Origin of the sequence: Nonomuraea sp. NPDC050310 (assembly GCF_040655795.1) — a bacterium.
In the GTDB taxonomy this organism is placed as follows: domain Bacteria; phylum Actinomycetota; class Actinomycetes; order Streptosporangiales; family Streptosporangiaceae; genus Nonomuraea.
On sequence record NZ_JBFAKP010000006.1, the window covers coordinates 290396 to 304916 of the forward strand.

At 71.1% G+C, this 14521-nt stretch carries 12 protein-coding genes; 4 read left to right on the forward strand and 8 right to left on the reverse strand.

Going from position 1 to position 14521, the window contains the following annotated elements:
• Window positions 1-2: 2 nt before the first annotated feature.
• Together AB0I67_RS18490 and AB0I67_RS18495 are read right to left on the reverse strand one after the other, a co-directional pair.
• A complete protein-coding gene (locus AB0I67_RS18490; protein WP_357924623.1) occupies window positions 3-1229 on the reverse strand; it encodes an SPFH domain-containing protein in 1227 nt (408 codons plus the stop codon).
• Complete coding sequence (locus AB0I67_RS18495) at window positions 1229-2839, reverse strand: SPFH domain-containing protein (protein WP_357924626.1); 1611 nt, start codon at window positions 2837-2839, stop codon at window positions 1229-1231. Before AB0I67_RS18495 ends, AB0I67_RS18490 begins: the two co-directional genes overlap by 1 nt.
• 150 nt (window positions 2840-2989) lie before the next feature.
• On the opposite strand from AB0I67_RS18495, the gene AB0I67_RS18500 reads away from it, so the two are divergent.
• On the forward strand, window positions 2990-3223 hold the full coding sequence (locus tag AB0I67_RS18500) for a helix-turn-helix transcriptional regulator (protein WP_357924629.1): 234 nt from the start codon (window positions 2990-2992) through the stop codon (window positions 3221-3223).
• Between the two features lie 72 nt (window positions 3224-3295).
• Entirely contained in the window at window positions 3296-5404 is a 2109-nt protein-coding gene (uvrB, locus tag AB0I67_RS18505; RefSeq protein ID WP_357924632.1) for an excinuclease ABC subunit UvrB, read from the forward strand.
• Window positions 5405-5780: 376 nt separating this feature from the next.
• Here uvrB and AB0I67_RS18510 read toward each other — a convergent pair whose 3' ends face one another.
• Both AB0I67_RS18510 and AB0I67_RS18515 read right to left on the reverse strand, forming a co-directional pair.
• Entirely contained in the window at window positions 5781-6164 is a 384-nt protein-coding gene (locus AB0I67_RS18510) for a VOC family protein (protein WP_357924635.1), read from the reverse strand.
• A 385-nt stretch (window positions 6165-6549) separates the two neighbouring features.
• Complete coding sequence (locus AB0I67_RS18515) at window positions 6550-7416, reverse strand: RIO1 family regulatory kinase/ATPase (RefSeq protein WP_357924638.1); 867 nt, start codon at window positions 7414-7416, stop codon at window positions 6550-6552.
• 279 nt (window positions 7417-7695) lie between these two features.
• Here AB0I67_RS18515 and AB0I67_RS18520 point away from each other — a divergent pair, with 279 nt between their 5' ends.
• Window positions 7696-8250 carry a hypothetical protein gene (locus AB0I67_RS18520; RefSeq protein WP_357924640.1) on the forward strand — a complete coding sequence of 185 codons (555 nt, stop codon included), beginning with the start codon at window positions 7696-7698 and terminating at the stop codon, window positions 8248-8250.
• Here AB0I67_RS18520 and AB0I67_RS18525 read toward each other — a convergent pair.
• The 3 genes from AB0I67_RS18525 to AB0I67_RS18535 form a co-directional block, all read right to left on the reverse strand.
• Window positions 8223-8840: a hypothetical protein gene (locus AB0I67_RS18525; protein WP_357924643.1), complete on the reverse strand. Its 618-nt coding sequence runs from the start codon at window positions 8838-8840 to the stop codon at window positions 8223-8225. The two genes, AB0I67_RS18520 and AB0I67_RS18525, sit on opposite strands and share 28 nt — an antisense overlap.
• A gap of 273 nt (window positions 8841-9113) precedes the next feature.
• Window positions 9114-10244 carry a ScyD/ScyE family protein gene (locus AB0I67_RS18530; RefSeq protein ID WP_357924646.1) on the reverse strand — a complete coding sequence of 377 codons (1131 nt, stop codon included), beginning with the start codon at window positions 10242-10244 and terminating at the stop codon, window positions 9114-9116.
• A gap of 44 nt (window positions 10245-10288) precedes the next feature.
• The gene (locus AB0I67_RS18535; protein WP_357924648.1) at window positions 10289-10879 is read right to left on the reverse strand and encodes a DUF4126 domain-containing protein; all 591 of its coding nucleotides are present in this window, start codon (window positions 10877-10879) and stop codon (window positions 10289-10291) included.
• Between the two features lie 148 nt (window positions 10880-11027).
• On the opposite strand from AB0I67_RS18535, the gene AB0I67_RS18540 reads away from it, so the two are divergent.
• The gene (locus AB0I67_RS18540; protein ID WP_357924651.1) at window positions 11028-13385 is read left to right on the forward strand and encodes an FAD-dependent oxidoreductase; all 2358 of its coding nucleotides are present in this window, start codon (window positions 11028-11030) and stop codon (window positions 13383-13385) included.
• A 7-nt stretch (window positions 13386-13392) separates the two neighbouring features.
• On the opposite strand, the gene AB0I67_RS18545 is transcribed toward AB0I67_RS18540, so the two are convergent.
• The gene (locus AB0I67_RS18545) at window positions 13393-14520 is read right to left on the reverse strand and encodes a nitronate monooxygenase family protein (RefSeq protein WP_357924653.1); all 1128 of its coding nucleotides are present in this window, start codon (window positions 14518-14520) and stop codon (window positions 13393-13395) included.
• Between the last annotated feature and the right edge of the window lies 1 nt (window position 14521).

Below are 14521 nucleotides of genomic sequence, written 5' to 3' on the forward strand. Positions count from 1 at the left end.
TCCTAGTTGCCATGGACGGTGGTGCCATGGACGGCGTTGCCGTTGGCGGCCAGTTTGGGGAGGAGTTGAGCGAGGACGAGAGTGGACAACGCGGAGTCCTCGCCGCCTCCACGCGTGCGGACGACCAGCGGTTGCGGTGCGCTCTCCGCCAGTTTGGCGCCGACGTCGAGACGCCGGCGGGCCAGCTCGTACTGCAGGACGGCCCGGTTGTCGCGGTAGGACTCGGCCAGCCGGTTCAGGGCCTTGGCCTCGTTCTCGGCGGCGGTGAGCTCGGCGCGGCCACGGGCCTCGATCTCCCAGCGCACCCGCTGGGCCTCGGTCTCGTGCTCCTCGAGCATCCGCGCGACATCCTTGCGCGCCTTGTTGAGCGCGGCCTTCACCTCGACGATGCGGGCGTCGCGGGTCTTCTTGGCCCGCTCGATCTCCATCATCAGGGTGTCGATCCGGCGCTTGCGGGTGAGCTCCCACTCGCGCTCGTAGGCCGACAGCTCCTTGGCCACCTTCTCGCGGGTGGCCAGGTGCTGCTGGTACTGGTCCGGGAGCTGGACGTCCGGGATGTTGGCGCCGGTCACGCGCACCCCGTAGCGGCCGAGCTGCCGGTTGAGCGCCTCCTGCATGTCGCCGACGTCGGCGCCGCGCAGGTCGTAGGCGCGTTCGGTGCTGACCCGGCGGCCGCGCTGACGGATCGCGTCCTGCACGGCGCTGGAGAGCACCAGGTCGAAGTTGCCCGCGCCGATCGTCCGGACGAAGGCGACCGGGTCGACGATGCGGAACTTGAGGAAGAACTCGATGGACTTCAGCGGCACGTTCTCGGCCGTGGGGCAGGCCACGATCGGCGCCGAGTAGGGGATCTCGGTGGAGGTGTCGACGACGGCGTCCACCCGGTCCCACGGCAGCCACAGGTAGTGGCGGCCCGGCGGGAGCACCCCGACGATCGCGCCCCAGCGGCTGTAGACGCCGGTGGTGCCCTCCTCGATCTCGATGATCGCCCGCCGCCACATCCAGACCATCGCCACCAGCAGCAGGAACAGCCCGGCGGCGATGCCGAGCAGCTCGCGCGAGCCGGCGGCGTACAGGGCGAGGAAGACCACGGCGACCCAGGCGAAGCCGCGCCGGTCCTTGGGAATGACGACCGGGACGAGCTGGCCCTGCTCACCGCCGCGCAGCAACTGGCGGATGTCGGACCAGGAGGCCAGCGACTCCTTGATCTTGGAGAACTCGCGGCTCATCAGATCTCACCCCTCTGCGGCAGCGCGCGCTCGACGGTTCGCTCGACGTCCGGTTCCATCTCCGGCTCCGGCGCGACCGGGACGTCCGGTTCGGCCGCCGTCTTGAGCAACGAAGCGATCTCCGCTCCGCGTTCCGTGATGCGGTCCCCGATCTCGGAAAGGCGCCCGCGGATCGCGGCCATGTCCTCCGCGCTGAAGAGCACGGCGTCCTTGCCGCCGACGAGCTGGCGGGCCAGCTCCAGGAAGTCGATGTCGGTGTCGTCGCCGACCTGGACCACCTGCGGCAGCCGGCCGGCCACGCCCTCCAGCTTGTCCAGCAGGTCCTGCTGGAAGCGGTAGTCGAGGATCTCCGGCGCCTGGGCGGCGCTGAGCGCCCTGATGTCGAGCGCCTGGGCCTCCAGCAGCGCGGAGTTGGCCTTGGCGGTCGTCTCCGCCTCGACCAGGCGCTGGCGGGCCTGCGCCTTGGACTGGTTGGTCGCCCGCTCCAGCGCGGTGTCCATCCGGGCCTGGTAGCCGGCGATCTCCGCCTGGATCGCGCTGAGCTGCTCGTTCAGGCCGGCCAGCTCCCTGATCAGGTCGCCCTCGTTCTGCTCCTTGCGCAACTGGAGCTCGTACTCGTAGGTGTAGGCCTCCTTGGCCACGCGGACCATCTCGGGGGCCGCGAGGTCCATACGGTACTCCTGGCTGGACGGCTCGGCGTGCGTGATGTTCACGTCGGTCAGCCGTACGGCAGGCAGGAACTGCTGGTTGAGCGACTCCAGCATGCCCTGGGTGCTCTCGCCCACCAGGTCGTAGATGTCCTCGGCGCGCTGGGCGTAGATCAGGCTCCGGGTCACCTCGCTGATGGCGTTCTGGAGCTTGGAGGAGAAGCCGCTGACGCTGCCCAGCACGAAGATGAACTCGGCCGGGTTCTCGATCCTGAACTGCAGGAACAGGTCGACGCTGGCCTTGACGCCCTGCTGGGTCGGCGCCTCGCGGATGGGGGCGTTGAACGGGTACTCGCGGGTGGTGTTGACGATGTAGCTGACCCGCTTCCACGGGTTGAACAGCGTCACCCGGCCCGGCTCGGCGATCTGCACCAGCTTGCCGAACTTGGTGATCAGCGCGCGGCAGCCGTCGGGGACCATGACCACGCTGCGCCGCCACCACAGGAAGACGGCGGCCAGGGCCAGGACCACCCAGTAGTGGATGCCGAAGAAGACGTCCACGAACGGCAGGACGTTGCCGAGCGCGCCGACCAGCCCGAGCGCGACCAGCCCGGCGAGCGGCAGCACGAGCTTGGCCGTGCCGGCCTTCGGGATGACCACGGGCGAGATCACGTGGTTGCCGGCGGAGTCGCTGAAGCTGCGGCTGAGGACCTCGCCGGCCTCGTTCAGCGAGACGCTGCGCGCCTCGATGACGGTGCCGATCGAGACCCCGCCGTCACGGGCCGCGGCGAAGTCGCGCGGGTTGAGGGCGAAGGCCGGGCCCTGGTCTCCCGGCTGACCCATGGCCTGGCCGGCTGCCTGCTCGATGGCCTGGCCGACCGCCTGCCGTACGTCACCGCCCTGGACGACGGCTTGTGCTATGCCCTGTCCGGCTTGGCGCAGGACTTCTCTGGGTCGTGACATCACACCTCTTTTCGCTTTACGAGCGATTCCGACCGTATCTATCCAGACTTACTAAACGCTTGCAAGCCGTATAGCAGGACTGCTGCTTCTGTAGCGGGAATGCTATAAAAAGAGCATGCGTGCTACGAGGAGTTTTGGCTGGTGGGGGTGGTGAGCGAGGTCGTCCACAACCGCATCGCCCTGCTCCGGGCCGAGCGGGGGATCAGCCGGCGGCGGCTGGCCGACGAGCTCGGCGTGCACTACCAGACGGTGGGGTATCTGGAGCGCGGCGAGTACAGCCCGTCACTGCACCTCGCGTTGCGGATCGCGGCCTTCTTCGAGGTGCCGGTGGAGGTGGTCTTCTCCATCACGCCCTTCCCTCGGATCGGCGCCCGTTCCGGCTGAGCGGGCGGCGTTCCGGCTGGTCGGGGCGGGAGTCCGGCGGAATTGTCGGTGGCACCGCCTACAGTAAGCAGCATGCGACCGGTGACTGACTTGCAGCGTAAGGTGGCGCCCTTCGAGGTGGTCACCGAGATGACCCCGTCGGGCGACCAGCCCACCGCCATCGCGGAACTGGAGCGCCGGGTCAAGGCGGGCGAGAAGGACAACGTGCTGCTGGGCGCCACCGGCACCGGCAAGACCGCCACCGTCGCCTGGCTGATCGAGCGCCTCCAGCGGCCCGCGCTGGTCATGCAGCCCAACAAGACCCTGGCCGCGCAGTTCGCCAACGAACTGCGCGAGATGCTGCCGAACAACGCGGTGGAGTATTTCGTCTCCTACTACGACTACTACCAGCCTGAGGCGTATGTCCCGCAGAGCGACACCTACATCGAGAAGGACTCCTCGATCAACGACGAGGTCGAGCGGTTGCGCCACTCGGCGACCAACTCGCTGCTGACCCGCCGTGACACCGTCGTGGTCGCGTCGGTCTCCTGCATCTACGGCCTGGGCACGCCGCAGGAATACGTCGACCGCATGGCCAGGCTCAAGGTCGGCATGGAGGTCGACCGCGACCAGCTCCTGCGCCGTCTGGTCGACATGCAGTACACGCGCAACGACCTGTCCTTCACCCGGGGCACCTTCCGGGTGCGGGGCGACACCATCGAGATCATCCCGAAGTACGAAGAGCTCGCCGTGCGCATCGAGATGTTCGGCGACGAGGTCGAGAAGCTCTCCACGATGCACCCGCTCACCGGTGAGGTGATCACCGACGACGAGGAGCTGTACATCTTCCCGGCCTCCCACTACGTGGCCGGTGAGGAGCGCATGGCGCGCGCGGTGATGGGCATCGAGGCCGAGCTCGCCGACCGGCTGGCCGAGCTGGAGAAGCAGGGCAAGCTGCTGGAGGCCCAGCGGCTGCGCATGCGCACCACCTACGACATCGAGATGATGCGCCAGATCGGCACCTGCTCCGGCATCGAGAACTACTCGCGGCACATGGACGGCCGTGAGGCCGGCAGCGCGCCCAACACTCTGCTCGACTACTTCCCCGAAGACTTCCTGCTGGTGCTCGACGAGTCCCACCAGACGGTGCCGCAGATCGGCGCGATGTACGAGGGCGACGCCTCGCGCAAGCGCACCCTCGTCGACCACGGCTTCCGGCTGCCGTCCGCGATGGACAACCGGCCGCTGAAGTGGGAGGAGTTCCTGGAGCGGATCGGCCAGACCGTCTACCTGTCGGCCACGCCGGGCTCCTACGAGCTCGGCCGGGCCAAGGGCGAGGTCGTCGAGCAGGTCATCCGGCCGACCGGCCTGGTCGACCCCGAGATCGTCGTCAAGCCCACCAAGGGGCAGATCGACGACCTCGTGCACGAGATCCGGGTGCGCGCCGACCGTGACGAGCGGGTGCTGGTCACGACGCTGACCAAGAAGATGTCAGAAGACCTCACCGACTACCTCCTGGAGCTCGGCATCCGGGTGCGGTACCTGCACAGCGAGGTCGACACCCTGCGGCGGATCGAGCTCCTGCGCGAGCTGCGGGTGGGCGAGTACGACGTGCTCGTCGGCATCAACCTGCTTCGGGAGGGCCTCGACCTGCCCGAGGTGTCGCTGGTGGCGATCCTCGACGCGGACAAGGAAGGTTTCCTGCGGTCGGAGACCTCGCTCATCCAGACCATCGGCCGTGCCGCTCGAAACGTCTCCGGGCAGGTGCACATGTACGCCGACAAGGTCACGCCGTCGATGGAGCGGGCGATCGACGAGACCAACCGGCGGCGGGCCAAGCAGGTCGCCTACAACGAGGCCAACGGCATCGACCCGCAGCCGCTGCGCAAGAAGATCGCCGACATCCTCGACTCGCTCCAGCGTGAGGACGCCGACACCGAGCAGCTCATGGGCAGCGGCAGGCAGCAGTCGCGCGGCAAGGCGCCCGTGCCCGGCTTCGTGGCCAAGGCCTCGGGGCAGCACGCCAAGGCCATCGCGGGGGAACTGCCCCGGGCGCAGATGGAGTCGTTGATCGACTCGCTCACCGAGCAGATGCACCAGGCGGCGGCCGACCTCCAGTTCGAGGTCGCGGCCCGGCTGCGGGACGAGATCAAGGAACTCAAGCGCGAGCTCCGCGACATGCGCGAGGCCGGCGTCAAGTAACACCCGCTCGGCTTCAGGCTCAGCGACCCCCTCCATGCCCCCATGACCGGAGGGGGTCGCCTTGCGCTGCCTGACGCGGCTCCCGGCCGCCCGAGCCGCCCCCGGCCTTGCCCAGCCCGACGAAGCACCGGTCCCGAGCGGCTGGTCCTCGAGTGGCCAGCTCCCCTGCGGCTAGCTACCGAGCGGCTGGTCTTCGGACGGGCGACTCCTTGTGGCGGAGCGACCGATCCCGCCGCCCTCGGGTCACCCAGATCACCGGCGAACCCGCCACTCAGGGCGGCGGTGGCCGAGCCACCCAGGTTGGCCGGCGAGGTGGGTGGGCCGGCCGGTGCGCGGCCAGTGCGGGGCCGGAGCTGGGTTGGGCCGGGTGGGTGGGTCAGCCGCCCATGGCGTTGCGGTGGGCTTCGCTGATCTGGATGAGCTGGACGTAGTTGCCGTCCGGGTCGATGGCGGTGGCGAAGAGGCTGCCGTCGCGGTCGTCGAGTTCGGCGAGCCAGGTGACCCCGAGGCTGTTCATCCGCTCGACCACGGCGCGGGCGTCGTCCACGTCGAAGTTGAGGATGATCCGTCCAGGTTCGGGGCTCTTGTCGGAGATGTCGGTCCGGGTGTCGATCATCAGGTAGACGCTGCCGAACCGGAGCACCCCGTAGTTCTCCACGTCGGCGTTCTCGTCGGGCTGCAGGGCGGCGACGTACCACTGGCGCAGGCGCTGCGGGTCGGTGCTGGACAGGAGCAGGCTGTTGAGCTGCGGGGCGGCCATGGTGACTCCCTGAGGTCTTCGGGTGCGGTTTCGGTGTGTTCAGGAAGAGACGACTCGCGGGCTCCCGGAAAGTCATCGGTGGGGAGCCGAGACTTTTTGGGGAGCACGCCAAGGGGCTGCCCCGGCCACTCGGCCGCCCCGGCCCCAGCCGACCACTCGGGCCGCCCGGCCGCCCGGGCCACCCGCACCTCCCGACACTCTGGGCCACCCGGGCAGCCCGGGCCACCTGGGCCACCCGCACCTCCCGGCACTCTGGGCCACCCGGGCCGCCCCGGCCACCCGGCCACTCGGGGCTCCCGGCACTCCGGGCCAGCCGGCCACCCGGGCCACCCGAGCTACTCGGCCGCGCCGTGCAGGTGACCTCAGGTGGGTGGCGAGGTGGGGGTCAGGTGAGGCGGGCCTCGCGGCGTAGCAGGGTGGCGAGGGTGTCGGGGTCGGCGGCGGTGACGCCCTTGGAGGCGAACCACGTGGCCACGTTGCGCGCGTCCCGGTCGAGGAAGTCCGGCCCGGTGGGGTGCGAGATGACGTCCACGATCTGCGGCAGGTCGATGATGATCAGCCGGCCGTCCCGCACGAGCAGGTTGTACGCCGACAGGTCGCCGTGCGCCAGGCCCTCGTGCGCCAGCCGTACCATCGCCTCGACCAGTTGCTCCCACAACGACTCCAGCCCCTCGGAGACGTTCGCCAACCGTGGGGCGGCGAAGCCGTCAGAGGTGCCGATGAACTCCTGCAGGATCTCGGTGCCCACGATCTGCACCGGGTACGGCACCGGCAGCCCGAGCTCCCACAGCCGGCACAGCGCGGAGAACTCGGCCTGCGCCCACTGAGAGGCGATCAGGCGCATGCCGAAGGAGGTGCGCTTGGCCATGGCGCGGTTCATCCGGCTCTCCTTGACCGCGCGCCCCTCCAGGTAGCCCGCGTCGCGGTGGAAGAGCCGGTGCTCGGAGTCGCGGTACCGCTTGGCGGCCAGGAGACAGGCCCGGTCGGTGTCGGGCACGGCCCGCGACAGCAGGTGGACGTCGGCTTCCTTGCCGGTCTTGAGGATGCCGAGCTCGGTGTCGACGGCGGCCAACTCGGTCACGAGCCAGACGGGGTGCGGCTTGGGGCCGCGCTCGGTCGGCGTGCTCTGGTCCCAGGTGGACCAGCGGTCACCGGAGGGCGGCAGGTCGGGGTCGGGCTCGGGGTTGGCGGCCAGCCACTCGAGGTCGTCGGCGTCGAGGCCACGGATGCGGGTCTTGCTGTGCTTCGGCACGGGTGGGTGTCTCCTGCGAAGAAGTGGTACCCCACCGGCGCGAAGGCGTCAGGTCAGCGGCCGCCCGGTGGGAGGGATCTGGAGCGTGAAAGGCACGCGGACAGGCGTCATCACGGTCATCTCCTCCCTTCGTGCCGTCGGCGGCGGACAGTGAGCACGAGTATGGGGGGCTGATATTCGGTTGTGCAACCGAATATCGTCGGGCGGGTGCGGAGGTGTGCGGAGTGCGGGGGATTCGAGCCGGCCGGTGCGCCGGGGTGTGCGCGTTGCGCTGCCCTGGTGGATGCGCTGGTGGAGGAGGGCTGGACCCCGTTCGCGGCCGAGTTCGGCCTCGGGAGCGGCAGCGGCCTGGCCACAGGGGCGCCGGCCGGGAGGAATCCGGCCGAGCGGCAGGCAGGTAGACAGGAGGCGGCCGAGCGGGAGCTGGCTGAGATGGTGGTGCATGAGCCGGACCGGCATCCGTGGCGGGTGGTGGATGCCGCCTACGACCGGCTGAGGTGCCCCGAGTGCGGTGGGCGGTTGAGCCGGGGCCCGGTCGGGTGCGGCGCGTGCGATGTGGCCAACGGGTTCCGGTTCTCGGCGATCGAGATCGACCGGCCGGGCGTCGCGCCGGGCAACGAGCACGCGATCCGCGTCAACGTGGCGGTGGTCCGCCGCCCGCACTGGGTGTCGGAGCATGAGCTGATCGCCCGGCGGCTGCTGCTGCCGGTGCTGCTCGACGGCCACCTGCCGACCACCGAGCAGGCGCAGGCCGCGCGGGCGGTGCTGCGCCGGGGCGGCGGCGAGCGGGAGTACGCCGAGCTGGTCTACCGGGACTGGGCCGGCGGGTCGTGACGCTCCTGCATGGCGCGCTGGTAGAGCTCGTCGATCTCGTCGAGCGGGTCGGGCGCGCGGCGGCGTGACTCGATCTCCAGGTCGGCCCGGGCCCTGAGCTCCTCGACGCCTTCGGAGGCGTGGTGCACCTGGGCGCCGAACAGGTCGGCGCGGATGCGGGCGCAGGTCGCGGTCAGCTTGGCCTGGTGCTCGCGCAGCCGCTCCAGCGTGACGTGGTCGACGTAGGGGGAGACGCGCCGCTGCTGGGCGTACATGCCGAGCTGGGTGTCCTGGATGTCGGCCTGCTTGGTCAGCTCGGCCAGCAGGTGCGGCAGCTCGCCGAGGCCCCAGCCCTGCGCCTGGGCGGTCTCGACCGCCTGGCGGGTGAGGCCGACCTCGCGGCGCAGGTCGATGCGGAGCCGCTCGACCTCGGCGGCCTCGCCGGTGCCCATCGCGTTGTAGTGGGTGGTCAGCCGGGTGGCCGTCTCGCGCGCCTTGACGGCGGCCTTGCGGCCCAGCTTGACCATGAAATAGAGGCCGACGCCCGCGACCAGCAGCACGAAAGCGACGATCACCAGCAGCACGACCAAGATCTCGCTGATCGTGGACACCTCCCATCGGGAACCCGTGCTTCGAGCATAGTCGCCCGCCGCACAAGTGCCGCGCCCACCGGATCAGGCACTCCGAGGAAGCGCCCGGGCATGAGTTGGCCCGGCAGTGTGCACCGCCACTGCCGGGCCGGGGTGTGCGAGAGCGGGGGCGGGGGCCTCCATGCGCCTCGCACACGTCTTCACCGCGGGTCCGTCGCCCGCTTCACCGCGGGTCCGTCTCCCGTTTTGCCTCGGGCACGTCTCCCGTTTCGCCTCGGGTACGGTCACCCGCTCCTACTCGGGTACGGTCACCCGCACGACCTCGCCCTTGCCGGGCACGAAGGTCTTGTTGGTCACGTAGAGCGCCCCGTCCGGCCCGACCGCCAGCCCGAGCGGCATGGTGAGCGTGCCCGGCTTGAGCAGCTCGGTCCGGGTGCCGTCGGCCTCGATCCGGTAGAGGGAGCTCTTGGTCATGTGGTCGGCCGGGATCGGCCCGACCGAGCCGAGGACGATCAGCCGCCCCTGCGCGTCGAAGGCGACGTCGGCGACGGTGGTGAAGCCCTTGACCGCGGTGACCGGCTTGGCCGTACCGGCGAGCTTGAACACGCGGGCCATGCCGTCGGGGTTGGGGAAGCCGTTGTGCTCGGCGACGTAGTAGGCGCCGTCGGGCCCGGCGGCGATGCCCATGGGCACCGACTGCATCGGCACCTTGCTGCCCTTGGGCATCTTGAGGTTGGCGGGGGCGGGCACCATGCGGGCGTGGAACACCGCGCGGGTGGTGACCTTGCCGGTCGGTGAGACCTCCAGCACGTCGTTGGCGCCGACGTCGGTGACGAGGGCTCCGCCGTCGGCGGTGGGGACCACCGCGTACGGGTAGGAGTCGACCACGCTGCCCTTGTCCTTCTTGTCAGGGTTGTGGGCGATCTCGTGCTTGAGCAGGTCGGCCAGGACCGACACCTTGCCGTCCTTGATCCGCAGCAGGGTGGCCAGGCGCTTGCCCTGCGGGCCGAGGCCCTTGCGCAGCTTGCCGTCGCCGCCCATGCCGACCGCGACCAGCAGGCTGCCGTCGGCCGCGACGGCGACGTCGTGCGGGCCGGTGCCCGAGCCCTGCGAGCCGGCCGAGGGCAGGCCGTCGGTCACGACGCTCTTCTTGCCGCCCGCCAGCTTGCTGATCCGGCCGGTCAGGCCGAGGCAGATCTTCTCCGCCTTGCCGCCGTCGACCCCGGGGACGGTGGTGCACTTGAGCTTGCCGCCGCTGCCGGACTCGGCGATGTACAGCGCGCCGTCCGGCCCGAAGGCCAGGCCGCGCGGGTTGTCCAGCTTCTTGGCCACGACGGTGACCGCCCCCTGGTCGGCCTGGGCCGGAGCCGTCACGACGGCCAGCCCGAGCAGGGCGACCCCGCCCACCCCGATGATCCGCTTCATGGGGCACAACGGTAGGAGCGCGACCTCGGGCGGGACGTCAGCCGCTAGGGTGATCGCCGGTCAGCCGACCGGCGGAGCCGGATGCGCCGCAGTACCCGCCAGGCCAGGAAGGCCAGCAGGATCAGCGCCACCAGCACGAGCAGCGGAGCCAGCACCGCCAGCAGGCTCAGGCCCAGGGAGCCTGCGTCCTCGGCGGTGGAGACGACCGGCGCGCCCACGCCTGCCGTACCGGCGTTGACCACCGGGCGGGCGGCCGATTTGAGCGCGTGCACGGCGAGCGCGACGACGATGCCGATGAGCCAGCCGGCCCACGGGTTCTCCGTCATCCAGGTCGAGGCGTCGATCTCGGCGGCCGCGGCGGTGGCGCTGAAGACCACGCCGCCCGACGCCGGGCGCACCGCGGTCTGGATCAGGTCGTTGACGCTGTCGACCGCGGGGATCTTGTCGACCGTCATCTCCAGCAGGAGCAGGACGGCCAGCACCGCGAGCACGCCCCAGTTGGACAGCCAGGCATAGCCGTCCGGCAGCTTCACCCGGTCGGTGAAGTTGGCCAGGATCCCGACCACCAGCAGCGGAATGTAGGCGTTCAACCCGGCCGCGGTCGACAGACCGAGCCCGGTGAGCGTGGCGAACATGGGCAACCCCCCGGCTTTCAGGCTCTCACACTGACATCCTGTGGCGGCCGGCGGTCAGCGCGGCGCTCCGGCCGGTTTCGAGAGCAGAACGTGATGACCGTCGGCTGTGACGAATGACATATCCGCACCCGATCTTTAGGGTGCGGATATGACTGACCGGGCGCGGATCGTGATCATCGGAGGCGGCGTCGGCGGCGCCTCCGTCGCCTACCACCTGGCCGAGCTGGGCGAGCGGGACGTGGTGCTCCTGGAGCGCGACGAGCTGACCAGCGGCTCCACCTTCCACTCCGCGGGGCTGGTCGGGCAACTGCGCGCCGACCCCACCCTGACCAGGATGAACCAGTACTCGGTCGAGCTCTACCGCACGCTGCCCGGCTGGGTGGAGTGCGGCGGCGTCAAGCTCGCCTGCACCCCCGAGCGCATGCAGGAGATCCGGCGGCAGCTCGACTGGGCCCGCACCTTCGGCCTGCCGCTCACCGAGATCTCGCCGCGCGAGGCGGCCGAGCTGTTCCCGCTGATGGACCCCGAAGGCGTGGTCGGCGCCTGCTACCTGCCGACCGACGGGCAGATCGACCCGGCCCAGCTCTGCTACGCGCTGGCCGCCAAGGCCCGCGAGGCCGGGGTGCGGGTCCGCACCCGCACCCGCGTGCTCGGCATCGAGGTCCGCGAGGGCCGGGTGCGCTCGGTCCGCACCGACCAGGGCGAGATCGAGTGCGAGATCGTGGTGAACTGCGGCGGCATGTTCGCCCCGGAGATCGGCCGGATGGCCGGGGTGCGCATCCCGATCATCCCGATGTCGCACCAGTACGTGATCACCGAGGCCTTCCACGAGCACACCCGCCTGCCCACGCTGCGCGACCCCGACCTGCTCGTCTACTACCGCCAGGAGGTACAGGGCCTGGTCATGGGCGGCTACGAGCGCCGCTCCAGCCCCTGGGTCGACCCGGTGCCCGCCGACTTCAACGGCAAGCTCCTGCCCGAGGACCACGACCGCTTCACCGAGATCTCCGAGAACGCCGAGATCCGCGTCCCGGCCATGGGCGAGGCGGGCATCCGCAGCTTCGTCAACGGCCCCGAGGCCTTCACCCCGGACAACGAGTTCATCCTCGGCGAGAGCGAGGTGGCCGGCTTCTACGTCGCCGCCGGCTTCTGCGCGCACGGCATCGCGGGCGCGGGCGGCATCGGCCTGGTCATGGCCGAGTGGATCGTCTCCGGCGAGCCCACCTGGGACCTGTGGCACATGGACATCCGCCGCTTCGGCCGCTCCTACCGCTCGCCCGGCTACACCCGCAAGCGCGTCGTGGAGAACTACGAGACCTACTACGACATCCGCTACCCCGGCCACGAGCGCAGCGCCGGCCGCCCGCTGCGGACCTCCCCGGCGTACGGCTGGCATGCCGCCCACGGCGCGAGCTTCGGCGAGAAGTCCGGCTGGGAGCGCGTCAACCACTACGACCTGCCCGGCGACGAGTCGTTGCGCCCGCACGGCTGGGCCGGCCGGCACTGGTCGCCCTCGACCGGCGCCGAGCACCTCGGCACCCGGGCGAGCGCCGGGCTGTTCGACGAGAGCTCCTTCGCCAAGCTGGAGGTCACCGGGCCCGACGCCGCCGAACTGTTGGAGTGGGTCTGCGACAACCGCGTGGCCCGTGCCGTCGGCGCGATCACCTACACCCAGGCGCTCAACTCGCGCGGCGGCATCGAGTGCGACTTCACCGTCACCCGGCGCGGGGAGTCGGAGTTCATGGTCGTCACCGGCACCGCCTTCGGCTCGCACGACCTCGCCTGGCTGCGCAGGCAGGCGCGCGAGCGCGGGGCGGACGTGCGGGTGGCCGACGTGACCGGGCAGTACGCCTGCTTCGCTCTATGGGGGCCGAACGCGCGGGAGATCCTGCGCACGCTCACCGACGACCCGCTCGACTTCCCGTTCATGACCTCGCGCGAGCTCACCGTGGGGGACGTGCCGGTGCTGGCGCTGCGGGTCACCTTCGTGGGGGAGCTGGGGTGGGAGCTCTACTGCTCCACCGAGTACGGCGCGGGCCTGTGGGAGACGTTGTGGCGGGCCGGCCTGCCGTACGAGCTGGTGGCGGGGGGCTACAAGGCGATCGACAGCCTGCGCCTGGAGAAGGGCTACCGCGTCTGGGGCGCCGACATCGGTCCAGAGACCACGCCGTACCAGGCGGGGCTCGGCTTCTGCGTCCGGCCGGACAAGGAGTTCCTCGGCCGCGACGCGCTCGACCCCGAGCCGGAGCGGCGGCTGCGCTGCATCGTGCTGGACGACCGGCGCCAGGTCGCGCTCGGCAACGAGCCGGTCAGCGTGGACGGCGAGCTGGCCGGGCGCGTGACCTCGGGCGGGTACGGCTACACCGTGGGCAGGTCCATCGCCTACGCCTACCTGCCGGTCGGTCCGGGCACCAAGGTGGGCGTGGACGTCTTCGGCACCCGCGTGGACGGCCTGGTCACCGACGAGCCGCTGTTCGACCCCAGCGGCTCGCGCATCCGCGGATAAGGCCCCGTCAGCCCGCGGCGTCCGGTTCGGCGAGGCCGGTCAGCCGGTCCACGGCCTCGCCGTAGCCCCGGACCAGGTCGTAGACGACGTCGCGGGCCGGCCTGACCCGGTCGAGCTGGCCGACGACCTGGCCGACGTAGTAGCCGGCCAGGTCCACCGCGCCCGGTTCGCCGCGCTCGGCGGCCGGGTTGACCGCGCGCATGGCCCCTTCGGCGAGCAGGAGCTGCAGGGGCATGCCGAGCGGTCCCGGGCTGGCGGGGGAGCGGTCCCACTCCTCGGTCCAGGCCGAGCGGAGCTGGCGCGCGGGCTTGCCGGTGCGCGAACGCGAGCGGACGGTGTCGAGCGAGGAGGCGGCCAGCAGCTTGCGCTTGACCACAGGCGGGGTCTCGGCCTCCTCCGTGGTCAGCCAGACCGACCCGCACCACACCCCCTGCGCGCCCAGCGCGAGCGCGGCGGCGACCTGCCGCCCGTCGGCGATCCCGCCGGCGGCCAGCACGGGAACCAGCCCCACCGCGTCCACGACCTGCGGGACCAGCACCATGGTGGAGACCTCGCCGGTGTGCCCGCCGGCCTCGGTGCCCTGCGCGACGATGAGATCGGCGCCCGCCGCGACCTGCCGCAGCGCGTGCTCGACCGTGCCCACCAGGGCGGCCACCGGCACCCCGGCCTCGCGGGCTAGCTCGACCATGTGCGCGGGCGGCGGGCCGAGGGCGCTGGCGATCAGCCCGATCGGGTGCTTCAGCGCCACCTCGACCAGCCCGGTCGCCCCTGAGGCGGTCACCCGGCCGGCGAACTCGTCGGCCGCCTCGCCGGTGGCGCCGGGCGGGGCCGGCACGCCGTAGCGGCGCAGCAGGTCGTCGAGGAAGGCCCGGTGCTCGGCGGGGACGAGGTCGGCCACCCGCGTGCCGCGGGCGTCCAGCTTGCCCGGCACCAGCACGTCCACCCCGTACGGCCGGCCGCCCACCTGGGCGTCGATCCAGGACAGCTCGGCGTCGAGCTGCTCGGGTGAGTAGGCGACCGCCCCGAGGACGCCGAAGCCGCCGGCGTTGGTGACCGCGGCGACGACGTCGCGGCAGTGGCTGAAAGCGAAGATCGGAAACTCTATGCCCAAGCGCTCGGTCAAAGCTGTCCGCATG